This window comes from Pedobacter sp. P26, from assembly GCF_050632135.1.
Classification (GTDB): domain Bacteria; phylum Bacteroidota; class Bacteroidia; order Sphingobacteriales; family Sphingobacteriaceae; genus Pedobacter.
In genome coordinates, this window is record NZ_CP192574.1 from 2,469,130 (window position 1) to 2,496,060 (window position 26,931).

At 38.2% G+C, this 26,931-nt stretch carries 18 protein-coding genes and 3 pseudogenes; 17 read left to right on the forward strand and 4 right to left on the reverse strand.

Features of this window, described 5'->3' with window-relative positions:
- Positions 1 to 13 precede the first annotated feature (13 nt).
- The 12 genes and pseudogenes from ACQ86H_RS11330 to ACQ86H_RS11385 all read left to right on the forward strand — a co-directional run bounded on the left by ACQ86H_RS11330 (position 14) and on the right by ACQ86H_RS11385 (position 18,608).
- A complete protein-coding gene (locus ACQ86H_RS11330; RefSeq protein ID WP_431294909.1) occupies positions 14 to 295 on the forward strand; it encodes a SelT/SelW/SelH family protein in 282 nt (93 codons plus the stop codon).
- 194 nt (positions 296 to 489) lie between these two features.
- The gene (locus ACQ86H_RS11335; RefSeq protein ID WP_431294910.1) at positions 490 to 2,133 is read left to right on the forward strand and encodes a ligand-binding sensor domain-containing protein; all 1,644 of its coding nucleotides are present in this window, start codon (positions 490 to 492) and stop codon (positions 2,131 to 2,133) included.
- A gap of 23 nt (positions 2,134 to 2,156) precedes the next feature.
- Positions 2,157 to 4,538 (forward strand): response regulator, encoded by a 2,382-nt coding sequence (locus ACQ86H_RS11340; RefSeq protein ID WP_431294911.1) that lies wholly within the window; start codon positions 2,157 to 2,159, stop codon positions 4,536 to 4,538.
- Between the two features lie 158 nt (positions 4,539 to 4,696).
- Positions 4,697 to 5,958: pseudogene (locus ACQ86H_RS11345) on the forward strand (BNR repeat-containing protein).
- A gap of 16 nt (positions 5,959 to 5,974) precedes the next feature.
- Positions 5,975 to 8,146, forward strand: coding sequence for a family 43 glycosylhydrolase (locus ACQ86H_RS11350; protein WP_431294912.1), 2,172 nt, complete (start codon positions 5,975 to 5,977; stop codon positions 8,144 to 8,146).
- Positions 8,147 to 8,206: 60 nt separating this feature from the next.
- Positions 8,207 to 9,280, forward strand: coding sequence for a glycoside hydrolase family 88/105 protein (locus ACQ86H_RS11355; protein ID WP_431294913.1), 1,074 nt, complete (start codon positions 8,207 to 8,209; stop codon positions 9,278 to 9,280).
- Between the two features lie 14 nt (positions 9,281 to 9,294).
- Positions 9,295 to 10,542 (forward strand): DUF2264 domain-containing protein, encoded by a 1,248-nt coding sequence (locus tag ACQ86H_RS11360; protein ID WP_431294914.1) that lies wholly within the window; start codon positions 9,295 to 9,297, stop codon positions 10,540 to 10,542.
- A gap of 77 nt (positions 10,543 to 10,619) precedes the next feature.
- Entirely contained in the window at positions 10,620 to 11,738 is a 1,119-nt protein-coding gene (locus ACQ86H_RS11365) for a glycoside hydrolase family 43 protein (RefSeq protein ID WP_431294915.1), read from the forward strand.
- A 108-nt stretch (positions 11,739 to 11,846) separates the two neighbouring features.
- Positions 11,847 to 13,670, forward strand: coding sequence for a glycoside hydrolase family 35 protein (locus ACQ86H_RS11370; protein WP_431294916.1), 1,824 nt, complete (start codon positions 11,847 to 11,849; stop codon positions 13,668 to 13,670).
- A gap of 266 nt (positions 13,671 to 13,936) precedes the next feature.
- Positions 13,937 to 16,969: a SusC/RagA family TonB-linked outer membrane protein gene (locus ACQ86H_RS11375; RefSeq protein ID WP_431294917.1), complete on the forward strand. Its 3,033-nt coding sequence runs from the start codon at positions 13,937 to 13,939 to the stop codon at positions 16,967 to 16,969.
- A 12-nt stretch (positions 16,970 to 16,981) separates the two neighbouring features.
- Entirely contained in the window at positions 16,982 to 17,212 is a 231-nt protein-coding gene (locus ACQ86H_RS11380) for a hypothetical protein (protein ID WP_431294918.1), read from the forward strand.
- Positions 17,184 to 18,608, forward strand: coding sequence for a RagB/SusD family nutrient uptake outer membrane protein (locus ACQ86H_RS11385; protein WP_431294919.1), 1,425 nt, complete (start codon positions 17,184 to 17,186; stop codon positions 18,606 to 18,608). The genes ACQ86H_RS11380 and ACQ86H_RS11385 overlap by 29 nt, the downstream gene beginning before the upstream one ends.
- Before the next feature lie 475 nt (positions 18,609 to 19,083).
- On the opposite strand, the gene ACQ86H_RS11390 is transcribed toward ACQ86H_RS11385, so the two are convergent.
- Positions 19,084 to 19,557: an OmpA family protein gene (locus ACQ86H_RS11390; protein WP_431294920.1), complete on the reverse strand. Its 474-nt coding sequence runs from the start codon at positions 19,555 to 19,557 to the stop codon at positions 19,084 to 19,086.
- Positions 19,558 to 19,794: 237 nt separating this feature from the next.
- On the opposite strand from ACQ86H_RS11390, the pseudogene ACQ86H_RS11395 reads away from it, so the two are divergent.
- A pseudogene (locus tag ACQ86H_RS11395) lies at positions 19,795 to 20,563 on the forward strand (SDR family NAD(P)-dependent oxidoreductase).
- 15 nt (positions 20,564 to 20,578) lie between these two features.
- Here ACQ86H_RS11395 and ACQ86H_RS11400 read toward each other — a convergent pair.
- Entirely contained in the window at positions 20,579 to 21,277 is a 699-nt protein-coding gene (locus ACQ86H_RS11400) for an NUDIX hydrolase (protein WP_138821804.1), read from the reverse strand.
- A 161-nt stretch (positions 21,278 to 21,438) separates the two neighbouring features.
- Here ACQ86H_RS11400 and ACQ86H_RS11405 point away from each other — a divergent pair, with 161 nt between their 5' ends.
- The 4 genes and pseudogenes from ACQ86H_RS11405 to ACQ86H_RS11420 all read left to right on the forward strand — a co-directional run bounded on the left by ACQ86H_RS11405 (position 21,439) and on the right by ACQ86H_RS11420 (position 25,377).
- On the forward strand, positions 21,439 to 22,500 hold the full coding sequence (locus tag ACQ86H_RS11405; protein WP_431294921.1) for a UDP-glucose--hexose-1-phosphate uridylyltransferase: 1,062 nt from the start codon (positions 21,439 to 21,441) through the stop codon (positions 22,498 to 22,500).
- A gap of 11 nt (positions 22,501 to 22,511) precedes the next feature.
- Positions 22,512 to 22,981 (forward strand): annotated as a pseudogene (locus tag ACQ86H_RS11410) (galactokinase); the annotation flags it as partial.
- A 30-nt stretch (positions 22,982 to 23,011) separates the two neighbouring features.
- Positions 23,012 to 23,662 carry a galactokinase gene (locus tag ACQ86H_RS11415; RefSeq protein ID WP_431295379.1) on the forward strand — a complete coding sequence of 217 codons (651 nt, stop codon included), beginning with the start codon at positions 23,012 to 23,014 and terminating at the stop codon, positions 23,660 to 23,662.
- A gap of 38 nt (positions 23,663 to 23,700) precedes the next feature.
- Positions 23,701 to 25,377 carry a sodium/sugar symporter gene (locus ACQ86H_RS11420; protein ID WP_431294922.1) on the forward strand — a complete coding sequence of 559 codons (1,677 nt, stop codon included), beginning with the start codon at positions 23,701 to 23,703 and terminating at the stop codon, positions 25,375 to 25,377.
- 289 nt (positions 25,378 to 25,666) lie between these two features.
- Here ACQ86H_RS11420 and ACQ86H_RS11425 read toward each other — a convergent pair whose 3' ends face one another.
- Positions 25,667 to 26,584, reverse strand: a complete 918-nt coding sequence (locus tag ACQ86H_RS11425; RefSeq protein ID WP_431294923.1) for a cation:proton antiporter — start codon at positions 26,582 to 26,584, stop codon at positions 25,667 to 25,669.
- Positions 26,547 to 26,921 carry a cation:proton antiporter gene (locus ACQ86H_RS11430; protein WP_431294924.1) on the reverse strand — a complete coding sequence of 125 codons (375 nt, stop codon included), beginning with the start codon at positions 26,919 to 26,921 and terminating at the stop codon, positions 26,547 to 26,549. Before ACQ86H_RS11430 ends, ACQ86H_RS11425 begins: the two co-directional genes overlap by 38 nt.
- Positions 26,922 to 26,931 lie beyond the last annotated feature (10 nt).

Consider the following 26,931-nt stretch of genomic DNA (forward strand, 5'->3'; position numbering starts at 1 on the left):
GTAAAAAAAATCTATGGAAAAACTACTTGTTAATATTACGTATTGCCCTAAATGTGGCTGGATGTTACGTTCGGCTTACATGGCACAAGAAATTTTAACAACTTTTGTAGACGAGGTGAAGGGCGTAACTTTAATTCCGAGTGAAGCATCTGGCGTTTTTACGGTTCATGTTGGCGGGAAACTAATTTTCGATAGAAAGCAGATGCAAGGTTTTCCTGAAATTAAACAACTAAAACAGCTTATTCGTGATGAAGTCAGTCCTACAAAACATCTCGGACATTCTGATGTGAAGTGATTTTTTTAAACTGCTTCTCTTATACTAAGTTAATTTACTTCGTTAGTGTAGTAGAAATCTTGCGCTTTTAGCTATTTAATCCTAAACCATACCAGCTAATGGAGTTTAAGAAAATATGTATATTCGTTCCATACCAAATAATACTTCAGTACTGTTTTCTCTATGTTTCTTATACAAAAAAAACTGCCTCCTTCATGCTATTTTTATGGATGGGTGCTGGTATTGGTTTTGCCCAGTCTTCAACTGTTCGCCTTAAATACCTGGAGGTAGAAAACGGTTTGTCTAATAATGTGGTAAATTCTTTGTATCTGGATCATTATGGCTTCATGTGGATGGGGACCTATGACGGACTAAACCGTTACGATGGCTATCATTTCAAGGTTTTCAGAAATGGGTGGGGAGACGAACATTCATTGGTAAATAATCATATTACCGTATTGAACGGAGATGAGAATAACAGGGTTTGGGTAGGTACACAAAAAGGAATTTCATATTATGATTATGCCGATTCCAAGTTTCATCAATTGATTTACCTTAATAAAGGCATAAAAACTGAAGTAAGTGATGCGATTAATTCAATTGCAATAAGTAAGTCTTCAGTGGTTTATGTGGCCACCGAAGAAAAGGGTCTTTTCATGCTCAAAAAGAATAGTGGCACAGCAGAACGGATCCCATTTGGTAAAAATTTCGATTTTACGGTAAAAGCTTTATATGTAGATGAAAATCAAACCCTCTGGCTTTTTATAAAAGATGTTGGGCTTTGTAGATATGATCATGATAAAAACATACTTCGTTTAGTAAATACTGCGGTGCGCTCGGTAACTTGCATGACCAAAGGTACTAACCAAATGCTTTGGGTTGGAACAGAACGCGGACTTTTTCAGCTTGATAAAACCAAAGGTAGCCTGACCAGGTTCAACCAGCATTTAAGTAATGAGAATATTATGAATTTGTTGTTTGATCGGAAACAAAAACTCTGGATTTCGACCGATGGGGGAGGAATTACCGTTTACGACACAAAAAATCAAAAGACGAATTACCTGCCTGCAGGAAAAGAAAAAGGCTTACTAAGCAGTAATTCTGTTGCACAGGTTTACGAAGACCGCGAATCCAGAAAGTGGATAGCTACCTTACGTGGAGGGGTTAATATCATTGATCCGGAAAATGAGCAGTTTACCACGATTAAACATGATCCATTAAACAGAAATTCCTTAATTAACAATTTTGTGCTCTCTTTTAGTGAAGATGAGAACAAAAACATTTGGATTGGAACTGATGGAGGTGGTTTAAGTGTTTGGAACCGAAAGCAAAATATATTTACTAATTATGCTAAAACCAGCGATCCAAACTCCTTAACGAGTAATTTTGTTACGAGTATTTTAAATGATGCAGATCACAATGTTTGGGTGGCCAGTTTTAGCGGAGGGATAGACCGTTTTAATAAAACAACCGGAAAATTTGTCCACTATAACTGTCATAATACTTTTAAAGGCATCGATGATATTAATATCTGGAAGCTTTATCAAGACAAAAAACAAAATATTTGGGTAGGCACAACAAAAGGTGGCGCATTATACCGTTACAATAAAAGTGCTGATAAATTTGAACTTTTCGATCATAAGTTAAAAGATATTCACAGCCTGCTCCAGGATTCGAAAGGCAGACTTTGGGCTGGGAACTATACGGAACTGATTGAAATAGATCCAATTAATAAAAGACATCATTATACAAAAATTAACTTTGCCATCAGGGCCATTCAGGAGGGTTTAAATCATCAAATATGGATCGGTACAGAAGGTGGAGGCTTATTGCTTTTTGATCCCGAAACCAAAAAATAAGGCGATATATCCAGAGTGATGGATTGCCAGGTAATTCAGTACTCAATATCCTTCAGGATAAGCAAGGCAATTTATGGTGCAGTACCTATAACGGTCTCTCGAAATTTGATGTTACACACCATAACTTTAAAAACTATTATGCTACCGATGGTTTACAGAGTAATCAGTTTAATTATAATGCAGCATTAAAGCTTACTAATGGTGATTTTTTATTTGGTGGAATTGGCGGCTTCAATCTGTTTTCGCCCGATAGCATAAAGAAAAATAGAAGGATGCCTAAAATGGTGCTGACAGATTTCAGGATCAATAATATTCCACTGGACCAGGATTCAGGTTATAACGATATCTCTATTGTTAATTTGGCCCATATTGAAATTCCATATAGTGCTGCCGTAATTTCTATCGATTATGCAGCCATAGAATTCTCTTTTCAGGACCAGATTTCGTATGCTTATTACCTGGAAGGTTGGGATAGAAACTGGAATTATGTAAACAAATTGAGTACAGCTTATTATTCCAGATTAGACGAGGGCGAATATAAACTGCACATTAAAAGTACAGATACCGAAGGCGCCTGGAGCAACAACGAAAAGATCGTATTCATTCGGATTTTACCCCCTTGGTACCGTACCTGGTGGGCATATACCATTTACCTCATCATAGGGTCTTCCCTGTTTTATCTTTTTCAAACCTATCGTAACCGGCAAAGAAGATTAAAACACGAAGTGGAACTTACCAATTTTAAAATGGAGCGTGAAAAGGATCTGAATGAGAAAAAGTTAAATTTCTTTACCAATATTTCGCACGAGCTGAGAACACCGTTAACCCTGATCGTTAATCCGATAAAAGATATTATCCATAAAAAAGATCCGGGGCAGGAGAAGAACGATTTAAATGTAGTTTACCGAAATTCGAGGCGCTTGTTAAGCCTGGTAGATCAGTTATTACTATTTAGAAAAACGGAAAGTGAGAATGATACCTTGAAAATTGTAAGGATCAACCTATATAAATTTACAAATGAGATTTTCCTCTGCTTTAATTATTTGGCAAAGCAGAATCACATCGATTATATATTTGAGTGCGAAGAAGAGGACCTGGATATTTATGCAGATAAAGACAAACTCGAAATTGTTTTTTTTAACCTGCTCTCTAATGCACTTAAATTTACCCCAAAGCACGGTTTTGTAAAATTTAGTGTTAAAACCCTTGGCATGCGCGTGCATATTGAAGTGAGCGATAGTGGTCCGGGCATACCGGCGCATGTAGGTGAAAAGTTATTCGATAAATTTTATAAGGTCATGTCGAACGAATCGCTGAAAATGGGTTTCGGTATTGGTCTTTACCTGGCCAAAAACTTTGTAGAATTGCATCAGGGTAAAATTTCGTTTCGCTCCAATCAGGGAAAGGGTACGATATTTTTGATCGATATCCCGGTTGGAGAACCAGATTTGCAACACAGCGATGTCTTTCAAAACGAATTAACTTATGTAAATGAGCTTATTGCACAAGAAGAGGAAGCTGAAAATAATGACACGGAGAATGTAGGCAACCTCGAATTGCTCATCTCAGATTTACACTCGATTTTGGTTGTTGATGATAACCTCGAAATTATAGATTACATTAAGCAGATTTTTCAGGACAACTTCAAAATTTACAAGGCCGAAAACGGTACTGACGGGCTAAAACTTTGTAAAGAATATTTACCTGATATTGTGATATCTGATGTAAACATGGATGGCCTCAACGGTATCGAACTCTGTAAGGCGATTAAAGACGATTCTGCCCTAAGCCATATTCCTGTAATTCTGCTAACCGGCGACCCTAGCCCGGAAGTAAAACTTAAAGGAATTGAAGTTGGTGCCTACGATTTTATCGGTAAACCTTTCGATAAAGAGCTTTTTACAGCCAAGATTAATAGCATTATTAAAAACAGGACCAATCTTCAGTCTTATTTCTACAATGAAATAACCTTGAAGAGTGATGCCCATAAAGTCTCGCAAGAGGATAAGGGCTTTCTTCAAAAATGCATTATGATTATCGAAGAAAATTTGATGGAGGACAGCTTTAACGTAAAAACACTGGCATCTGATCTTGGAATGAGTCATTCTAATCTCTATAAAAGGATCAAGGCTACTTCGGGCCAGTCAATAAATGGTTTTATTCGTTTTATCAGGTTAAGAAAAGCTGCTGAATTATTAATCAATACTAATTTAAATATTAACGAAGCTGCCTTTAGAGTTGGCATAAATGATAGTAAATATTTTAGAGAGCAGTTTCAAAAGTTATTTAAGTTAACACCGTCAGAGTTTATAAAAAACACAGGAAAAGTTTCCATAAATACTACAATGTTAATGCTACAACATAAAAGTTACGCTATTTTACGTTTTAAAAGGCATTTAGCTTAAAACACCCCCTGCAAAGTATGATTTAACCCCTGTGTAAAGCTTAAAAATTTCGGTAATTCGGCTTTGCCAAATGTAACGCCGACCAGTGTAACCGTATAATGTATCAATACCTAAATAAAAGTATATTTCTAATCTGTGTGTTCATTGGCATCAGCCTGATGAGTGTTGCACAAGAAACAAAGCTGAGTACTATTGCCAGCAACGGCTGGGCAAACAATTCGGTAAATACTGTTATTTTTCGTAAAAATGCTTTAGTTAGCTTTAAAAATAGCCAGTATGCTGCTTATTATGATCACGAACAAAATGTGGTACTGGCTAAACGCAAAATCAATTCTTCCCGCTGGGTGTCAGTTATCACACCTTATAAAGGCGATGCTACCGATGCTCATAAATCAATCAGTATTATGGTTGATGGCGATGGTTTTCTGCATATTGCCTGGGGGCAGCATAACAATAATCTAAACTACGCCAAATCAGTTTCAGCAGGTTCGTTAACTTTAGGCAAAAAGAAGTTATGCTTTCTGCAAAGGAAAATAATGTCAGTTATCCTGAGTTTTATAAGCTGGCTAATGGCGATCTTTTGTTTTTTTACCGTGATGGGGGCTCTGGAAACGGAAACCTCATGATTAATCTTTATGATTTAAAAACTAAAAAGTGGACACGTTTACAGGATGGGATGATTGATGGCGAAGGACAGCGTAATGCCTATTGGCAGGTTGCAGTAGATCAGGTTGGGACCATTCATTTATCGTGGGTTTGGCGCGAAAGCCCTGATGTAGCCAGTAACCATGATTTATGTTATGCAAAATCAACCGATGGAGGTATAAGCTGGTTAAAATCCACTGGTGAAAAATATCAGCTTCCCATAACCGCAACAAATGCAGAGTATACCGTAAAAATTCCACAGCAAAGTGAGTTGATTAACCAAACATCAATGTTTGCCGATGCAAAAGGTAATGTGTTTATTGCTGGTTATTGGCGCGGAGCGAATGAAACCGGGCCTCAGTATCACCTGGTTTTTAAAACGGATAGCAGCTGGAAAGTAAGTAACCTTAATTTTAGAAAAACAACTTTTAGTCTAAGTGGCACTGGTACCAAGCGGATTCCAATTTCGCGACCACAGATTATCGTTTGGCCAAATGGAAAATATTATGCTGCAGGTTTATTGTTTAGAGATGCCGAACGAGGAAACAAGGCATCTATTGCTTTAAACGATCATCTTGGATCAGAAAACTGGATAATTAAAGACCTTACCAAAACCAGCATGGGCGATTGGGAGCCCACTTATGATACTGAACTTTGGAAAACTAAGAGTATATTGAGCCTATTTTTACAAAATGTTACCCAAATAGATGGGGAAGGAAAAGCAGAGCAGACGCCAACACAGGTCCAGGTATTGGATTGGAAACCAAAAAAATAGAATAACAAACAGAGAAATGAAGTATTCACCAACAAAATATGGTATTATTTTATTACTGATATGTTTATCAGGGAAAATAATCGCACAACCTAAAAAAACTTCTGGTCAAAAAGCCGAATCAAGAGAAAATGTAGCTTACTTATTTACTTATTTTACCGGAAATTCGAAAGCAGAAGAAGCCATTCGTTTTGCGGTGAGTACCGATGGTTATCATTTCAGTGCATTAAATAACAATAACGCAATCATTTCTTCTGAAAAGATTAGTAGTACAGGCGGCGTTCGCGACCCGCATATTTTGCGTGGCGAAGATGGCAAAACTTTTTATATGGTGGCTACGGATATGGTTTCGGCCAATGGTTGGAACTCGAACAGGGCAATGGTATTGTTGAAATCAAATGATCTGATTCATTGGACATCAGCAGTTGTTGATATTCAAAAACGTTTCCCGAATAACGAAAATCTGCTACGCGTTTGGGCACCGCAGACCATTTACGATAAAACTGCCAAAAAATATATGGTTTATTGGTCGATGAAGAATGGCGATGAGCCTGATAAAATTTATTACGCTTATGCCAACGCTGATTTTACCGACCTGGAAACCACTCCAAAACAGCTCTTTTTTAGTCCAGCCAATGGCTCTTGTATTGATGGAGATATTATTTACGATAAAGGAAAATACAATCTGTTTTTTAAAACGGAAGGTAATGGCAATGGCATTAAAAAGGCAGTTTCTAATAAACTAACAGAAGGTTATGTATTACAGGATAAATATCTGCAGCAAACTAAAGAGGCCGTAGAAGGAGCCGGTGTTTTTAAGCTGAACCATAGTGATGAGTATATCCTGATGTATGATGTATATATGAAAGGCCGTTACCAGTTTACCAGAAGTAAAGATTTAGCAAATTTTAGTGTAGTAGATCAGGATGTTACAATGGATTTTCATCCCAGGCACGGAACTATTTTACCGATTAATCAACAAGAGTTAAGTCGTTTGCTTAAACAGTGGTATACGGTCGAGTCTGTTCTACAGACCGCAAAAAATAAAGCAATCAATCAAAATAATATTGTTCTGGATAGTGTGAACCAGAAACTTTATTTACCTGTAAATTATGGCACAGATCTAAAGGCTTTTGATCCGCAGTTTAATACCTTTAACCAAATCAGCATGGTGCCAAAAGGAAAACTGGATTTTTCTAAAGGCCCTGTAAAAATTAAGGTGGGCATTCCTGATCGGCAAGCTAAAACGTACGTGGTAAGCGTTGCAGTAGCAAATAACCCTGTGCTAAAAGGCTATTATGCCGATCCTGAGATTTTATATTCCAATAAAACTGCTAAATATTATATCTATCCAACCAGTGATGGATTTAACAATTGGAGCGGTACTTATTTTAAAAGTTTTTCTTCAGCAGATCTGGTTAACTGGAAAGATGAAGGCAAAATATTAGACCTTGAAAAAGACGTTTCATGGGCAAAAAGGAATGCCTGGGCACCTACTATTATCGAAAAGAAAGTAAATGGAATCTATAAATATTTCTATTATTTCACAGCTGCACAGAAGATCGGTGTTGCTATTGCTGATGATCCGGCCGGACCATTTAAGGATAGTGGAAAGGCTTTAATCGCGGGCAAGCCAAAGGGGATCAAAGGCGGTCAGGAGATCGATCCGGATGTGTTTAACGATCCTAAAACCAATAAAGCTTATTTGTATTGGGGAAATGGCTACATGGCCGTTGCACCATTAAATGATGATATGATTTCGATTGATACCAGTGCGATTAAAATTATTACCCCAAATCATGATTTCAGAGAAGGCACAGAAGTGTTTTATAGAAATGGGAAATATTACTTCTTGTGGTCGGAAGATGATACCAGAAGCGAGAATTACAGGGTTAGATATGGTTTTTCTGATTCGCCTACTGGAAAAATGACCATCCCGAAAAACAATCTTATTCTGGCAAAAGATGCAACTCAGGGTATCTACGGTACAGGGCACAACAGTGTGATCAAAGTGAATGGCAGAGACGAATGGTATATGGTTTACCACCGTTTTACCCGGCCAAAAGGAATTTCCATGGGAGACGCTGCGGGTTACAACCGCGAAGTTTGCATTGACAAGATGGAATTTAATACTGATGGAACCATTAAACCTGTAATACCAACAGTAAATGGCATTAAACCAATCCACTAATGAATTTAAAATTATATAAAGTGTTTTTCTTATTCTTTTTCTTAACCAGCGGAGCGGTAAATGCCCAAGAGCCAGCTGTCAAAAGAAGAAGTGCTGGAAATGATTAACCGGGCAAATACTTATTGGCAAAGCAGTAATAAACCCGAAGTGCGTGCCTTTTGGGATCACGCAGCTTATCACACAGGCAACATGGAGGCCTACGAGGTTACCAAAAACGAAGCATATCGAAAATATTCAGAAGATTGGGCCGGATACAACAAATGGATGGGGGCAAAATCAACCGATAAATCCAATTGGAAATATAAGTATGGCGAAACAGATGAACATGTACTGTTTGGCGATTGGCAGATCTGCTTTCAAACCTATATCGATCTATACCACTTAAAACTAGAAGAATATAAAATTGCCAGAGCAAAAGAGGTAATGCAATACGAAATGAGTACACCCAATAACGATTATTGGTGGTGGGCCGATGGCTTGTACATGGTAATGCCAGTGATGACCAAACTTTATAAAGTAACCGGCGATCAAAAATACCTGGATAAACTCTACGAATATTTTATGTACGCCAACAGCATCATGTATGATAAAAAGGAAAAGCTTTATTATCGTGATGCCAAATATGTTTATCCAAAACATAAAAGTGCCAATGGCAAAAAAGATTTTTGGGCAAGGGGCGATGGCTGGGTGTTTTCAGGTTTGGCGAAAGTACTAAAAGATCTGCCCCTTACAGATCCACACCGGAACGAATACCTGACTAAGTACTGTAATATGGCCAAAGCAATTGTTAAAAGCCAGCAAGCAGAAGGCTATTGGACGAGAAGTATCCTCGATCCGCAACACGCGCCAGGACCTGAAACCAGTGGGACAGCTTTTTTTACTTATGGTTTGTTGTGGGGGATAAACAATGGTTATTTAAAAGAAAAAACCTATTGGCCGGCAGCACAAAAAGCATGGACATATTTAACTAAAACTGCATTACAACCTGATGGTAAATTGGGTTATGTACAGCCGATTGGAGAAAAAGCCATTGCAGGTCAGGTGGTTGATGTAAACGCTACTGGGAATTTTGGTGTAGGCGCATTTTTATTGGCAGGAAGCGAAATGTACCGCTATCTATCAAACAAACACTAAATTTTAAAGAGAAAATGAGACTTAAAAATATTTTGATTACAGGTTTATTGATCATCCTGGCCGGTGGATCTGTTTTTGCACAAAATAAAGCTAAAAATACCAAAGGTGTGGTGCTAACTGATAGGCAGTTTTGGTTACAGCAAATGGATAAGATGGTAAAACCTGTTTTATACAATCTGGCTAAAGACAGTTTAAGGATCGCGATGCCTAAGGTTACCTCTATCCATGTAGATAATAAAGAACACCGCATTAAAGTACAATATGTGGAGGTTTTGGGTAGGGTTTTAAGTGGTATTGCACCATGGTTACAGTTAGAGGGAGGTTCGGCAGAAGAGGTGGCTTTAAGGAAACAATACCGCGAGTGGGCTATTCAGGGGTTAAAAAATGCATTAGATTCTAATGCCAAAGATTTTATGAACTTCGATATCGGCGGACAACAACTGGTAGATGCTTCTTACGTAGCCCTTGCCTTGGTCCGTGCACCATGGCTATGGGAAAACCTGGATAAGAAGAACCAGGAATTGATGATGCAATCTATCGTTACCACCAGAAGATTCAAGCCCGTTTTTTCTAACTGGTTACTATTCTCAGCAATGAACGAGGCTTTTCTAGCCAGATTTGGTTATAGCTGGGACCCCATGCGTGTTGATTACGCCCTGCAACAAATGGAACAGTGGTATACAGGTGACGGAATGTATACCGATGGAACATCATTCGCCTTCGATTATTACAATAGTTATGTAATCCATCCTTATCTGGCTACTTTGGCCAATATCATTGGTACTAAAACGGGCAGTTATAAAGAAATGTTCGAGAAGATTAAAAAGCGTAATGAACGATATGCCATCATTCAGGAAAGATTAATCAACGCCGATGGCACCTATCCTGCAACTGGTCGCTCTATTATTTATCGCGGTGCTGCATTTCATCATTTGGCTGATATGGCCTGGAGGAAAGCATTACCTAAACAGTTAAGTGCGGCACAGGTACGGTGCGCTTTAACAGCCGTAATCAGAAAAACTCTGGAAAGCCCTTCAACCTATAAAAATGGATGGTTAACAATAGGTTTATATGGCGATCAGCCCAATTTAGGCGATTTCTATAACAACCAGGGCAGTCCATACATCGCTTCAAATATCTTCTTGCCTTTAGGCTTGCCAGCATCAGATCCTTTTTGGGCCAACCCGGCAGAAAAATGGAGTGCACAAAAAATCTGGAGCGGCGAGAATTTTGAGAATGACCATAGTGCCAGTTTAAAATAAATAACAGGTTGATATACAATTGAAAAAGATTTGGGTAATTACTTCTGTATAATATAAAAATTAGTTAATTAAAAATAATGAATAAGAGAATCAGTTTTGTTTTAGGATTTATCGCCTTTAGTTTGGGCTTAAGCAGTTTTGTTTCTGCACAGCAAACCTATACTTCTTTTACCCCAGGTAAAATTTGGAAAGATGATAAGGGCGTTCACATCAATGCACATGGTGGTGGTATTGTAGAGTACAAAGGCGTTTATTATTGGTTTGGAGAACATAAAATCGAAGGAGAAATAGGAAATACCGCACAGGTAGGTGTGCATTGCTATTCATCGAAAGATTTATACAATTGGAAAGATGAAGGCATTGCCTTGCCAGTTTCTAACGATTTGACCAGTGATATTGCCAAAGGCTGTATCCTCGAAAGGCCTAAAGTGGTGTACAACAAGAAAACCAAAAAGTTTGTCATGTGGTTTCACTTAGAACTTTTGGGCAAAGGTTATGCAGCAGCCAGATCAGGTGTAGCTGTTGCCGATCGCCCTACCGGTCCATATACTTTTATCAAGAGTTATCGCCCAAATCCAGGTAAAATGCCTTTTTATGCATCAGGCACAGCAGAAAAAGATATGGTAAACTGCCAGCAACCGGCCAATCAAAGTGATGGCTTTTTCTGCAGGGATTTACCTGGTGGACAAATGGCAAGAGACATGACCGTTTTCGTAGACGATGATGGAAAAGCCTATCATGTATTTTCTTCTGAAGAGAATTTTACCTTGCATTTAGCTGAATTAACGCCAGATTATTTAGGGCATACCGGAAAATTTATCAGAATTTATGTAGGGCAGCAAACCGAAGCACCAGCTTTGTTTAAGAAAAATGGAACTTACTATATGGTTGGTTCAGGCTGTACAGGCTGGGCGCCAAATCCGGCAAGATGGTTCAAAGCAAGCAATATCTGGGGCCCCTGGACTTATATGGGAAACCCTTGCCAGGGCGAAGGTGCTAAATTAACCTATGGAGGACAAAGCACACATGTATTGCCAGCACCGGGCAAAAAGGGTGAATTTATTTTTATGGCAGATAAATGGGTACCTAAAAATGCAATCGATGGTCGTTATTTATGGTTGCCGATCAAATTTGATCAGGATAAAATTTCGATAAACTGGGCAGATGAATGGGATCTGAGCGTGTTTAAAAAATAGAGAAAAAACAAAATTTTATATAAACCTTGATGATTGTATTGCATAAAACCATGCAAAAGGGACCGTTTTGGCTAAAATTCAGATCATCTTAAAATAATTTTTAAAAAAATGAAAGCAAAATTACTCTGGTTGGTGGCGATATGTTTCTCCTTATCGGCTTTTAGCCAGCAACCTAAACATTCATTTAAGCTGGGAGAAACAGACTTTTTATTAGATGGAAAACCTTTTCAGATTATCTCTGGTGAGTTGCACTATCCACGCGTACCAAAAGAGGCCTGGCGGGCCCGTATGAAAATGGCCAAAGCAATGGGCTTAAATACCATTGGCACTTACGTATTCTGGAATTTGCACGAACCACAAAAAGGAAAGTTTGATTTTTCAGGTAATAACAACATTGCCGAATTTGTAAAAATTGCCCAGCAAGAAGGCTTATGGGTTATTTTAAGACCGAGCCCCTACGTTTGTGCGGAGTGGGAGTTTGGTGGCTATCCTTATTGGCTGCAAACCGAAAAAGGTCTTGTGGTAAGAAGTACTGAACAGCAATATTTAGATGAGTATAAAAAGTATATTATTGAAGTTGGTAAACAGTTGGCACCATTGCAGATCAACCATGGTGGTAACATTATTATGGTACAGGTGGAGAACGAATATGGTTCTTATGCCGCCGATAAAAACTATTTAGATATCAACCGGAAAATGTTTATAGAAGCAGGTTTTGATGGATTGCTTTATACCTGCGATCCTGCAGCAGATGTAAAGGATGGACATTTAGATGGATTGCTACCAGCACTAAACGGGATTGATAATCCAGCCAAAATCAGGCAATTGGTAAATGAAAATCACGGCGGTAAAGGACCATATTTTATTGCAGAATGGTACCCTGCGTGGTTCGATTGGTGGGGAACCCCTCATCACACTGTTCCAGCGGCACAATACACCCAAAAGTTAGACTCTGTTTTATCGGCAGGTATTTCGATTAATATGTATATGTTCCATGGAGGGACCACCCGCGATTTTATGAATGGCGCCAACTACAAGGATACATCGCCTTACGAGCCACAAACCAGCAGCTATGATTATGATGCACCTTTAAACGAAGCAGGAAATGTGACTGAAAAATTCAGGGCATTTAGAAGTGTGATCGAAAAACACCTTCCGGCAGGACAAAGTTTGCCATCAATTCCAGCGGCAAAGCCAAGTATGGCCATTGCGCCTTTTAAATTGGGAACTAAAGTAGCTTTGTTTAATGCATTGCCTAAAGCGGTGAAAAATAGTACACCTTTAACTTTTGAGGATCTTAGTCAGGATTACGGTTACGTATTATACCGCACCACCATTCAGGGAGGGAAAAAGGGCGAACTGCAGCTTAAACAATTGCGAGATTATGCCCTTATTTTCATTAATCAAAAAAGAGCAGGCATTTTAGACCGCAGGTTAAACCAGAATACATTAGCATTAGATCTTCCGGCAGGAGAGGTACAGCTTGATATTTTTGTGGAGAATATGGGCCGGATAAATTTTGGAAAGTATTTACTGGAAAACAAAAAGGGAATTACTGAGCAGGTTACTTTTGATGGTGCCGAGATTAAAAACTGGTCGATGTATGGTTTTCCTCTTGGCAACGATCGCATTACCACAACTGGTTCATCAAAAGCAAATGGAAACGGACCAACATTGCAGAAAGGCTCTTTTCAGCTATCAACCGTTGCGGATACTTATTTAGACATGACCGATTGGGGAAAAGGAGTAGTATGGGTTAATGGGCATAACTTAGGAAAGTATTGGGCAATTGGTCCACAACAAACACTTTATATCCCCCAAGAATGGCTAAAAAAAGGCAAAAATGATATCTCCGTTTTAGAGCTGATCAAACCTGATCAGAATATTTTAAAGGCAATAGATCAACCGATCTTAAATGCAATAAAAAAATAAATGTAGACTAAACGTCTGAAATTTTCCGAATAGGGGTTAAAAAGCTAAATTTTAACAAAAAGTAACGATTTAGCCCCTATTTATTACCGTATTACCCCTTACTCCATTGGGATTTTATGTTTACTTTGCTGAATCAATCATTCGTTATTCATGCGTAATTTATATATCTGGTCAAATTAAAAATTTAATAAAAATATTTTTGATTAGGCTACCCTTTTGAACTCTCCTTGAAGTTCAATTATTAACTAACCAAATAATCATAAAAAATGAAAAGAAAACTACTAGACACCTCTAAGTGTGCAGTAATGTTTTTGTTTGTTTTAATCCTATCCTTAGGTAAATCAAACAATTCAATTGCACAAACAACCGCTCAAATCTCAATTTCTGGAAAAGTAAAAGATAATAAAGGTAATCCCATTCCAGGTGCATCAATTAGTGTTAAGGGAACTACTCAGGTGGTGGCCAGCGATGCCAATGGAAATTTCAAAATATCAGCTCAAAAAGGAGAAAGCTTAGTAATTAGTTTTGTAGGTTATGTAACCAATACTATATTGGTAGCTAATGAAACGCAAGTGAGCATCGTTCTTGCAGAGGATAAGGATAAAAACTTACAAGAGGTAATTGTGGTAGGTTACGGTACGCAAAAGCGTTCCGACGTTACCGGTTCGGTAGTTTCGGTCCCAAAAGCTCGGTTATCGCAATTACCGGTTACCAACGTTTTACAATCTATTGAAGGTGCAGTTGCAGGTGTTAATGTTACCACGACATCTTCAGTTCCAGGTAGCCAGCCAAATGCATTAATCAGAGGTCAGAATTCAATAAGCGCAGGTACCGGACCTTATGTTGTTGTGGATGGGGTACCTTTGACCAAAACCGGCGGTTCATTAAATGACATCAATCCAAATGATATCGCATCGGTTGAAATTTTGAAAGATGCGAGTGCAACTGCAATTTATGGTACAAATGGCTCAAACGGGGTTATTCTAATTACAACAAAAAGGGGGACCACAGGCAAACCAGTAATCCGTTACAGCGGGTATGCAGGTTTTGATAACATTGCTCATATTTTGGAGCCAAGGAGCGGTGCTGAGTATGCTCAGAAATACGCAGACTATCTTAAACAAACTGGCCAGGTACAACAAAGACCGGTTCCGAATATCGGAGAACTACCCGCTTACAATGCTGGTACAACAACCGACTGGGTTAAAGAAGCAACACAACAAGGTGTAATTCAGGATCATAATGTTAGCATTTCAGGCGGATCACAGGATGTAAAATATTTCATTTCAGGCGATTATCTTAATCAGAAAGGTGTAATTAAAGGTTATGATTTTAAACGTGTAGGTTTGCGTTCTAACTTAGATGTTAATGTAACCAGTTTTTTAACTGTGGGTACATCATTATTCTTAACCAGTAATAACTTCGACGGTGGAAGGGCAAACTTATTGTTAGCAACAGCAATGAGTCCTTACGGTCAGGAGTATAATACAAATGGAACATATACAATTTACCCGATGAGTCCGGAGCAATTGTATACGAATCCACTGTTAGGTTTAACTACTAATCAAATCAGAAGGACAACCAATATTAATGGAAACGGTTATGCTGAGGTTAAGTTTCCCGGTGCTTTAACCGGTTTAAAATTTCGTTTAAATGCAGGTTACACTTACTTCCCTGAAAAAACTGGAAGCTACATCGGCCGTTTAGCGAATGATTTAAACGGTACGGCAAGTAGTTTCAATGCATCTACAAATAGCTATACGATCGAAAACATATTAACTTATTCTAAAGACATTAAAAAACACCATTTTGATTTTACTGCCTTGTATAGCGCTCAGGAGCGTAACTATAATTCTACCACAGCGGGTGCGGTTGGCTTCATTAATGATGAATTAGGTTTAAATAATATTGGCGCAGGTGCTACGCAAACCAGTGGATCTTACCGTGATAGATATGGGCTAAACTCTCAAATGGGCCGGTTATTCTACTCTTACGATAGCAAATACTTACTTACTTTAACCGCACGTAGAGATGGATCCTCTGTTTTTGGTGCAAACACAACTAAATATGGGGTTTTCCCTTCTGCAGCAATTGGCTGGAACATCATTAACGAAGACTTTATGAAAAACGCTAAGGTTTTCAGCAATCTAAAGTTAAGAGTGTCTTATGGTAAAACAGGTAATGAGGCTGTTGGTGTTTACAATACGATTACAACGGAAGGGTCCTCGCGTTCGCCTTTCAACGGCATAAGTACAATTGGTGTTATTCCAAATAACCTGGGAAATATATCATTGCAGTGGGAAACCACAAAAACCGCCAATATCGGATTGGATTTCGGAATTCTTAATAATAGGATTAATGGTAGTATTGAAGCTTACCAAAATAAAACAAGCGGTTTATTGCTTAACAGAAGTTTGCCAATTATTACAGGATACTCAAAAGTTTCAGAAAATATAGGTAAGACTACGAATAAAGGCTTGGAGTTAACCTTAAATACGCAAAATATTGCTGGCAAAGATTTCCGTTGGGAAACCATGGTAGTTTTTGCAACCAACAAAAATAAAATTACCGATTTATATGGTGATGGAAAAGACGATTTAGGGAACAGATGGTTTATAGGTAAGCCAATTAGTGTTGTTTATGATTACCAAATGACAGGAGTTTGGCAAACGGGAGAGGATGTTTCTAAGCAAGACCCTACGGCTAAACCAGGAAGCTTAAAATTTGCTGATTTAAACGGCGATGGTAAAATTACGGGTGACGGGGATAGAATAATTTTAGGTCAAACAACACCAAAATGGACCGGTGGTTTAACCAATACTTTTCACTACAAAAACATCAACCTGAGCATTTTCGTTCAAACTGCTCAAGGGATGACTAGAAACAATACCGATTTGGGTTATGGTGATGAAACCGGAAGAAGAAATACGCCTGCTGAAATTGGTTACTGGACGCCTGAAAATATGAGCCAGACCAGACCAGCACTTTCTTACAACAACACTTTAGGTTATGGCTATGCCTCAGATGCCAGTTACACCAGAATTAAAGATGTGACATTAAGTTATGTTTTCGGACAGTCAGTCTTGGATAAACTTCACCTTGGTGGCTTAACTGTTTATGCGAGCGGTCGTAACCTGTATACTTTTACAAAATGGGTAGGTTGGGATCCTGAACAAACTACCTACGGTAGGGGATCAGGCAATAGCAGTGCAAATCAACAGGCGTTTGCAGCAGACTGGACAAATAATTATCCTATAACAAGAACTTTTGTATTGGGTTTAAATGTTTCATTACGTTAATTTATAATCATCATGAAAAAATATATAAGCATAATCGCATCATTATTAATCCTGTTTGTTGCATTTTCGTCCTGCAAAAAAGCATTTTTAGATGAGAAACCGTTTTCATCATATACACCATTAACGCTTACCGATTCACTTGGATTCGAAGCATCATTAATTGGTTTGTATAACCATACCAGCACAATCTTTTCCTGGGCTGATCAGCAGGGCTGTGCTAAGCGTTTGGCAGGTTGGAACTGATGTTGCAAATGCAACCAATAACCAGCAAGGTGTAGAAATTCCATACTATAATTATGCTACGCTAACCTCTACTGATGGTGGTGCAGCCCGCATGTGGAATAGAGACTACATCATGGTAAACTTAACTAACATTATTGTAGATGGAATTGAAAATCCAAGTGTAACTAGCTTAAGTGCAAAAGGTAAAAGCCTGGTAAGCGCCGAAGCTAAATTTTTCAGGGCTTATGCTTACAACAACTTAGCAACTTTGTTTGGTGGCGTGCCATTGATTACACATGCATTAGCAGGGCCTAAAACAGATTTTGTGAGAGCACCTATAGCTGATGTAAATAACCTCATTGTAGCAGATTTGCTTTTTGCTGCAGCAAATCTTCCTGATATTGAAGCGGTAAAAACCAATACCAAAGGCAAAATGTATGGCAGAGCAAATAAATTTATGGCGATGCAGCTTCTGGCTGAAGTTTATCTCCGAATCGGGAAACCAGATTTAGCTGAGCAACAGGCTCAGGCAATCATTAGCAGTGGCAAATTCAGTTTAATAAAAAATCGTTATGGCGTAAAAACTAGTCAGCCTGGAGATTATTATTCTGATATGTTCCAATATGGCAACCAAAGAAGATCGCAGGGGAATACAGAGGCTATCTGGGTGTTAGAGCAGGAAAATCCGACTAGCGTTGTTGGCGGTATAACTGACAATCCTCAGCAACGAAGAGTCTGGGGTGCGGCATATTACAATATAGCAGGTATGGCTCTTGCCGATTCATTGGGTGGCCGGTCCATTGCCAGGTTACGTTTGAGCAACTGGGTACTTTATGGTTTGTACAAAGGAAATGATATCCGTAATTCGCAATACAATATCCGCAGAAGATATTATTATAACGACCCAGATCCTAAATATGCAGCAAAATTTGGAAAACAAGTTCCTTTTACCGGTCCTGATACATTAATCAATATTTGTCCGAGTACAACGAAATGGGGCGCTTTTGATCCGAATGATACTTTTGGTTATGCCATGATCAAAGATTTCATTTTAATGCGGTTAGGCGAAACTTATTTGCTTCTCGCAGAAGCACAGGTTGCACAAGGTAAAACCGGAGATGCGGCAACAACAATAAATGTGTTAAGAACCAGAGCAAATGCGGCACAGGTTAGCGCTTCTGAAATGACAAAGGATTTTATTCTTGATGAAAGAGCCAGAGAATTAATTGGTGAGGAGAATAGAAGAATGACGTTAATGAGAACAGGAACTTTAGTAGAACGTGCGCTTCGTTTAAATTCGAATGACGCATCAAAACCGATTACAGGTTTAACGACAAAAAATTTGTTATTGCCAATTCCTTTAAATGAAATACAATTAAATAAAGATGCGGTATTGACTCAAAACCCGGGTTATTAATCCTTCACGTTAATTAATTCACTCTCCGAAACTTTCTGTAAAGAAAGCTTTGGAGAAGTTTTTGTTTACAGCTGGTTTAAAGCAGGGCAATCTAGTTAACCTGTTAAATCAATATATTTAAGAATAAGTATTATCAAATCTTTCTTTTCTGAAATTAAGTTTCAATCAACTTCCGGTTGTTACCCTGAGGGATAATTTATTTTATAAAAATCAATATGAACGACAGAAGATGAATGCGCTAGAAGTATTCTCATTTTGACAACAGTGGAGAACCAAAATGCCTGCAAAGCAAAATCTGTTTTTGATAGATCTCTCCACTTCGCGCTGCTCCGGTCGAGATGACGACCATTCTATGGGAATCCGTCCATTGATAGCAAAGTGGAAGGGTAGAAATAATTTCAGGAGGGCAATTATATGCAAAATAAAAAAGGGCTATGAAAATTAAGTCATGGCCCTTTTTCTTGTATTTTATGAATTAATTCTGAACTTTTATTTCAGTTCTTCTGTTTAGTATTCTGCCTTCTTCGCTTTTATTGGTACTAACAGGCTCTTTCTCACCATGACCAACAACAGTAAAATTATTTCCGTTTAAACCGGCGTTTATAAAGTACGATTTTACGGCATTTGCACGATCTACAGAAAGTTGCATGTTATGCTCAGGCGTACCTTCTGCAGATGAATGGCCATTAAGAATAAATTTTGTATCTGGCGATTTTTTCATTTCTGCCACCGCTTTATCCAGAATTGAGAATGATGATGTTTTAAGTACAAATGAATTAAACTCAAATTGGATGTTATCTAAGTTAAAATTGGGTTTTTCAACAGGAGCAGGAGCATCTTCTTTCTCTGGTACTGGCGCTGGTTTTTTCTCTTCTACTGGTGGTGCGGGCTTTTCAACAGGTGCTGGAGCAGGTTTTGCAGCCAGTTTTTTTGTTTTACAAGAATACATGGTTAGCGTAAACAAAGCCAGGAGCGTAGTAAATAAAAAGGTTTTTGGTAATGTTCATGTTTTAAGATTAATTTAAGTTTATTGTGTGTTTGTTGCCCAAAAATACTAATTATTGATTACAGCTATAACGATATTTTTTTTGAGAACTTACATTTAATGTATTAATCCTGTTAATAACTTCAATTTTACTCAAACATAATCACATCAATTTTCTTTTATGTATTATAACATTTTACTATGGACCGTTTTGAAAACAAAACCGCTTTAATTACCGGAAGCAGTCAGGGGATTGGCGCTGCATGTGCCTTAAGGTTGGCCAAAGATGGCTGTGATATTATCTTAAATGGTCATAAATTTGATGAACGGGGTGAAAAACTTATCACAGAAATACAGGACATGGGTAGAAAGGCAGCTTTTTTGGAGGCCGATTTAAGTAAAGCCAATGCAGCCATTAAATTGATAACCGATGCTGTGGCGGTATTTGGCCATTTAGATATTCTGGTAAACAATGCAGGCGTAGAAAAAAGCCAGCTTTTGGGAAGTTACGGAGGAAGATTACGACCTGATCATGAACACAAATTTAAAAGGTGTTTTTTTTGGGATTCAGTCATTTGTAAATTATTGTAGAAAAAGCAACGTGGCTGGAACTATAATCAACATGAGTTCTGTACATGAAGAAATCGCATTTCCAAATTTTGCTGCCTACTGTGCCAGTAAAGGAGGTTTAATGATGTTAACCAGAAATCTTGCTTCAGAATTAGCCCTGTTTAATATCAGAATTAATAACGTGGCTCCCGGAGCTGTTTCAACACCGATCAACCAGGATTTATTGAACAATAAAGAACAGCTGGAAAAAGTACTTCAAAATATCCCATTAAAAAGAATGGGTAAAGCAGAAGATGTGGCTGCAGTAGTGGCGTTCCTTGCTTCTGATGATGCCGCTTATGTTACCGGATCAACTTATTATGTAGATGGAGGATTAACCTATCATTATGAAGAACAATAGGCTAATCAATGTTATTTAAGCTCTTAAATTTGGCATTAGGTTTAAGAAAGCCTGCGAATTGGCATTGTATTTTTTCTTATCTAATTTAAAATAGAATGCACCTTTTTTAGAACCTGCCCTGTCTTTTTCGGCCAGTTTAATTAATAATCCTGTAGAGGTAATTTTGCGGCTAAAATTTCTGGTATCGATTTTAGTGTCGTTTACTTCCTCAAAAAGAATATGTAGCTGTGGAATAGTAAATTTTTTAGGCAGCATTTCGAATAATATTGGATGAAGTGCAGCTTTATACCTTAATTTTTTTCTGGCATCAGCAACCATTTGGTTATGATCAAAAATAAGTTTTGGCCGGTCGTTAATCAAAAACCATTCCGCCTCATAATCGTCGTTTAACTGTGCCTCATATTTGTGGATATCAATGAGGGCAAAATATCCAACAGAAAGCGTTCTTTCGATGGGATCACGACCCGGTTCTCCATAAATCTGCATCTGCTCCAGATAAACGCCTTCTAAACCTGTCATTTTTTTGAGTACCCTGTTCGCTGCATCGTCCGGACTTTCATCAGCGCCTACAAAACCGCCCATTAAACTCCATTTGTTTATTTCGGGTTCTAAGCCCCGCTTAACCAATAGAATTTTAAGGTGTTCACCGTCAAATCCAAACACAATGCAATCAACAGCAACAAGATAATGTGGCTGCCTGGAATATTCAATCATTTTTTATCAAGGTTTTAAAGGGCTTAATATGTTCAAATTTTCACGAAAATAAAAATTATTATTAATTGTCGTTTTGACAATTAATAATAATTTTATAATTTGGCCGACTAGATAGGAGAGCCACTTGGCTTTCTTTTTTCTAACCAGTTGAAAAATATAAAATGAACCAAACATTCGAACTTGACAGTAATCCACATACCCGGCTTAACATATTAACCGGCGAGTGGGTGTTAGTATCACCACACCGTACCAAGAGACCATGGCAAGGTAAGGTTGAAGACATTACACCAGATAACCGCCCGGAATATGATCCAAAATGTTATTTATGCCCGGGAAACGGTAGGGCAGATGGCGACAGCAATCCACAATATACGGAGAGCTTTGTTTTTAATAATGATTTTGCTGCTTTGCTTGAAGACACGCCTGCCGGTGATATGAACGAAGATGATTTATTAGTAGCTAATAATCAGAGAGGTCTTTGCAGGGTGATCAGTTTTAGCCCGAAACATAATCTCACACTTCCTGAAATGAGTGTCGAAGCCATAACTGCCGTGGTAAATGTTTGGCAGAACGAATTTAACAGCCTGGCTGAAAACGATTGGATTAAATATATTCAGATTTTTGAAAATAAAGGTGAAATAATGGGCTGTAGCAACCCACACCCACATGGGCAGATCTGGTCGCAAGGCGACATTCCTTTAGAAATTGCCAAAGAAACTGAGCGTCAGAAAACTTACTATGCCATCCATAGAAGAAGTTTACTTGCCGATTATTTAAAGCTGGAGCAAAAGAAAAACGAACGCATTGTATTTGAAAATGATCATTTTGCAGTATTGGTGCCTTTTTGGGCTGTTTGGCCATACGAAACCATGATCATTAGCAAACGACATGTAAATAGCATCAAATTGTTTAGCGAAGCGGAAAAGAAATCATTGGCCGAAGCGATTAAAGTATTAACAACTAAATACGATAACCTGTTCGAAACATCTTTCCCTTACTCGGCAGGCATGCACCAGACTCCGGTAAACAATGGTTATTACCCGGAATGGCATTGGCATATGCATTTTTATCCACCATTGTTACGCTCGGCATCGGTTAAAAAGTTTATGGTAGGTTACGAGATGCTTGCCAACCCTCAGCGGGATATTACTCCTGAGTTTGCGGCAAATCGCCTGAAAGAAATGTCTGCTACACACTATAAAACCAGCAGGGCTGAAGACTAAAATTATTAACAATGAATGCACAACATTTAAAAAGTACGTTTAAAAGACTTTTCGATGCCGAACCCATTTTAGTGCGTTCGCCCGGAAGAATCAATATTATTGGCGAGCATACCGATTACAACGGCGGTTTTGTAATGCCTGCTGCTATAGATAAAGCCATTTATGTAGCTATATCAAAAAGAGAAGATGATGAAATACATTTATTCTCAGAAAGTTATCAGCAATTTGATATTTCATCAATTAAAAGCCTGAAAAAATCAGAGAATAGTTGGGCCAATTACATTTTGGGCGTTGCCGATCAGTTAAAAGAAAGAGGCTATGGGTTGGGTGGCTTTAATTTTTATATCGATGGTGATGTGCCTTTGGGTGCTGGTCTATCGTCATCTGCTGCTGTAGAATGTGCTACCGGTTTTGCGCTCGATCAGCTTTTTCGCTTAACGTTCCCAAGATAGATATTGCTTTAATTGCTCAAAAGGCTGAACAGACATTTGCAGGTGTTAACTGCGGTATTATGGATCAGTTTGCCTCTGTATTTGGCAAAAAAGATCAGGCAATTATGCTTGATTGCCGATCGATGAAACATGTTTACATCCCGTTAAAGTTAGATGGTTACAAGCTTTTGCTTTTAAATACGAATGTAAAACATGCCCTTGCCGATTCGGCCTACAATAAAAGAAGAGCCCAATGCGAACAAGGTGTAGCCTGGGTAAAAGAACATTACCCCAATGTAAATACATTACGTGATGTAGATCTTGGTATGTTAGAAGCGCATGTTAAGCCGAAAGATGAGGAAGTATTTGCGAAATGCAGTTTTGTAGTGAAAGAAATCGGACGTTTACTAACAGCGGCAGAACAACTTGAAAAAGGTAATCTGCAGGGTTTAGGAAACCTGATGTTCGAAACGCATGAAGGTTTAAGTAAAGATTATGAAGTAAGTTGCAAGGAATTGGATTTTTTAGTTGAAGCTGTTAAACCGCTAGACTACGTATTGGGTGCCAGGATGATGGGTGGTGGTTTTGGTGGTTGTACCATCAATATCGTTAAGGAAGAAAAAATTGAGGGTTTAATCGAAGCACTATCTTCAAAATATTTATTACAATTCGGGCTCAAGCTTGATTCCTATACCGTTCAAACAGAAAATGGAACCAGTTTATTTAATTAAAATTTAACAACCCAAGGTATACTAACCAAAATAAATCAATGAAAAACAACTTATTAGACACGAAGGATTACATTGTATTTGCAATTTACTTCGTTATTGTAGCCGCATACGGGCTCTACATTTACAACAAGAAAAAATCAGAATCTACGGGTTCTAAAGATTATTTTCTTGCCGAAGGTTCTTTAACCTGGTGGGCAATCGGCGCATCCTTAATTGCATCAAACATTTCTGCTGAGCAGTTTATCGGTATGAGTGGCTCAGGCTTTAAAATGGGATTGGCCATTGCAACATACGAATGGATGGGCGCACTTACATTGGTGGTGGTAGCTGTATTTTTCATCCCGGTTTATTTAAAGAACAAAATTGCTACCATGCCACAGTTTTTGCACCAGCGCTATAATGGTACAGTGGCTATGATTATGGCCGTTTTCTGGTTATTGCTGTATGTTGTGGTAAACTTAACTTCTATTCTTTATTTAGGTGCTTTAGCGGTAAGCAGTATTTCTGGTTTCGATCTAAGGTTCTGTATGTATGCCATTGCAATTTTTGCCATTCTCATCACCTTGGGTGGGATGAAAGTAATTGGGTATACCGATGTAATCCAGGTGTTTTTCTTGATTTTAGGTGGTCTTGCTACAACTTATCTGGCTTTGAACCTGGTTTCTACACATTATGGTACTAGCGGTATTTTTGAAGGTTATAGCTTAATGACTTCTAAAGCATCTGAGCATTTCCACATGATCCTAAAACCTGATAATGAAAATTATATCGACTTACCAGGTTTAAGCGTATTGATTGGTGGTATGTGGATCGTGAACCTAAACTATTGGGGCTGTAATCAGTACATTACACAACGTGCATTAGGAGCTAATCTGGAAACTGCTCGAGGAGGTATCCTTTTTGCTGCATTCTTGAAATTATTAATGCCAATTATTGTAGTATTACCAGGTATTGCCGCTTATGTATTGTATAAAGATGGCGCTTTCCAGGCCGAAATGCTGCAGGATGGATCTGTAAATCCAGATCGTGCTTACCCGGTGTTGTTAAACTTGCTTCCTGCAGGATTAAAAGGACTTTCGTTTGCTGCATTAACCGCTGCGGTTGTAGCCTCCCTGGCAGGTAAAGCAAACAGTATTGCCACTATTTTTACTTTGGATATTTATAAAAAAGTACTAAGAACAGATGCTACAGAGAAAAATTTGGTAACAACTGGTAAGATTTCTATTGTTGTAGCAATGATTCTTGGTGTATTGATTGCTCCACATTTAGGAATCGATAAAAAAGGTGGTTTTCAATACATTCAAGAGTATACCGGTTTTGTCTCTCCAGGCATTTTTGCCATGTTTATTTTAGGTTTCTTCTGGAAAAGAACAACTTCTGGTGCAGCACTGTTTGCTACCATCGGTGGTTTCGGTTTGTCCATTTTACTTAAATTCTTACCTAAACTAACCGATCTTTCATGGTTATCAGGAATGGGTTTCTCTGTTAAAAATGCAGCTGGTGTTTACGAAATACCATTTTTAGATCGGATGGGCTTTGTATTTGTGTTTTGTATTGTCGGCATGGTAATCATCAGTTTGTTGAGCAACAAAGCCAAGGCTGAAGCTAAAGGATTGGCTATCGATGCAAAAATGTTTAAAACATCAACCAGCTTTGCGGTAGGTGCACTACTAATTATTGGGTTATTGGTTGCACTTTACAGCGTGTATTGGTAAACCATTTATATCAACCGTTATTTACTTTGACAATCTTTTGGGCGCAATGCCTGGAAGATTGTCAATTTTTTTAACTGTCTTAATTCCTTAATGGTAAATATAATAAGACCGGAAGTCAACAGTAAATCACGCTGAGCGAAGTCGAAGGGCCATTTAAGTTTATGATCACATTTTATAGTGTACTTTGACAATCTTTTGGGCGCAATACCTATAGAATTGTCAAAGTTTATCTAACATCAATGTTCTCTGTGATTTTATCTCTGTGCACTCTGTCGTAAAAAATAGAGTATTATTCGTCATCCTCTGTTGCTAATTTCTTTACCAACCATGGCAAAGTAAGCCCTTGCCCGATTAAGGTAAACAATACCACTACCACCGAAATAAATATAACGGCATTTCGCTGTGGAAACGCACTTCCATCCGATAAAGTAGCGGGTAGTCCAATTGCAATGGCCAGTGAAACAATACCCCTCATGCCCGACCAGCTGATAATTAAGCTGTTCTTAAAATCCAGTAATGCACCCTCTGTAATACGGTGTTTCCCTTTCTGAAAAGCTTTTTGAAGATTAAATTTTTGTAAGAAAACACGTGCCATTCGCAGTAACAAAGCTACAACGGTAATCACCAGCGAATAACCTATGTAAGGTAGAATATCAGCACTGCTAATATTTTTATATACATAAGGAAATTGTAAGCCGATTAATATAAAAATTAGTCCATTCAATAAAAAGATAATAATATCCCAGATGTTTTTCGATTGATTTTTAAGCTGTTCTGGAAATACCTTATGGCTAAACCTGGATATCCCCAATCCTAAAATAACAACTGCAATAACGCCCGAAACATGCACTTGTTCAGCAATTAAATAGGTAACAAAGGGCATTAACAACATAAAGCTAATGGTTGCCAGGCGATTGTTATGAATACGCTTCATAATAAACGCTAAAATTTTCGACATCACCATGCCAATTAAGAATCCACCAGCCATTAAAATGACAAATTCAAGTGATGCTTTCCAAAACACAAAGGCTGTTCCTGTTACTGCGGCTACTGCAAAACGATATGCTACCAGTGCAGAAGCATCGTTAACTAAACTCTCACCCTCCAGAATGGTATTGGTTTTATGAGATAAACCCAGTCCCTTGGTAATACTCATAGCAGCAACCGCATCAGTAGCTGAAAGAATCGCACCTAATACAAAAGACACCGGCCAACTCTATCCCCGGAATCATATAGTGGGCAACTACAGCAATGCCGATTGCGGTGATAAAAACCAGCGTAATAGCAAGGGTAAATATGGTATTGATATTCGTTTTAAATTCTTTAAATGAGATGTTGAAGGCGGCATCATAAAGCAACGGCGGGAGAAATATCAAAAATATAATTTCTGGATTAATATCAATTGGTGGCAAGGAAGGCACAAAACCTACTGCAATTCCAGCAATAATCAGTAAAATAGGATAGGGAATTTTAATCCGGTCTGCGATAGCAGAAAGGCCAATCATTACAGCTAAAATAAATATTACAACGGCATAATTTTCCATATCTCTGAAT

Bases quoted from the DNA above. Each gene is read 5' to 3' on its own strand.
- ACQ86H_RS11330 (WP_431294909.1), top strand. From the start codon at position 14: ATGGAAAAACTACTTGTTAATATTACGTATTGCCCTAAATGTGGCTGG.
- ACQ86H_RS11335 (WP_431294910.1), top strand. From the start codon at position 490: ATGCTATTTTTATGGATGGGTGCTGGTATTGGTTTTGCCCAGTCTTCA.
- ACQ86H_RS11350 (WP_431294912.1), top strand. From the start codon at position 5,975: ATGAAGTATTCACCAACAAAATATGGTATTATTTTATTACTGATATGT.
- ACQ86H_RS11355 (WP_431294913.1), top strand. From the start codon at position 8,207: ATGCCCAAGAGCCAGCTGTCAAAAGAAGAAGTGCTGGAAATGATTAAC.
- ACQ86H_RS11360 (WP_431294914.1), top strand. From the start codon at position 9,295: ATGAGACTTAAAAATATTTTGATTACAGGTTTATTGATCATCCTGGCC.
- ACQ86H_RS11365 (WP_431294915.1), top strand. From the start codon at position 10,620: ATGAATAAGAGAATCAGTTTTGTTTTAGGATTTATCGCCTTTAGTTTG.
- ACQ86H_RS11370 (WP_431294916.1), top strand. From the start codon at position 11,847: ATGAAAGCAAAATTACTCTGGTTGGTGGCGATATGTTTCTCCTTATCG.
- ACQ86H_RS11375 (WP_431294917.1), top strand. From the start codon at position 13,937: ATGAAAAGAAAACTACTAGACACCTCTAAGTGTGCAGTAATGTTTTTG.
- ACQ86H_RS11380 (WP_431294918.1), top strand. From the start codon at position 16,982: ATGAAAAAATATATAAGCATAATCGCATCATTATTAATCCTGTTTGTT.
- ACQ86H_RS11390 (WP_431294920.1), bottom strand. From the start codon at position 19,557: ATGTATTCTTGTAAAACAAAAAAACTGGCTGCAAAACCTGCTCCAGCA.
- ACQ86H_RS11400 (WP_138821804.1), bottom strand. From the start codon at position 21,277: ATGATTGAATATTCCAGGCAGCCACATTATCTTGTTGCTGTTGATTGC.
- ACQ86H_RS11405 (WP_431294921.1), top strand. From the start codon at position 21,439: ATGAACCAAACATTCGAACTTGACAGTAATCCACATACCCGGCTTAAC.
- ACQ86H_RS11415 (WP_431295379.1), top strand. From the start codon at position 23,012: ATGGATCAGTTTGCCTCTGTATTTGGCAAAAAAGATCAGGCAATTATG.
- ACQ86H_RS11420 (WP_431294922.1), top strand. From the start codon at position 23,701: ATGAAAAACAACTTATTAGACACGAAGGATTACATTGTATTTGCAATT.
- ACQ86H_RS11430 (WP_431294924.1), bottom strand. From the start codon at position 26,921: ATGGAAAATTATGCCGTTGTAATATTTATTTTAGCTGTAATGATTGGC.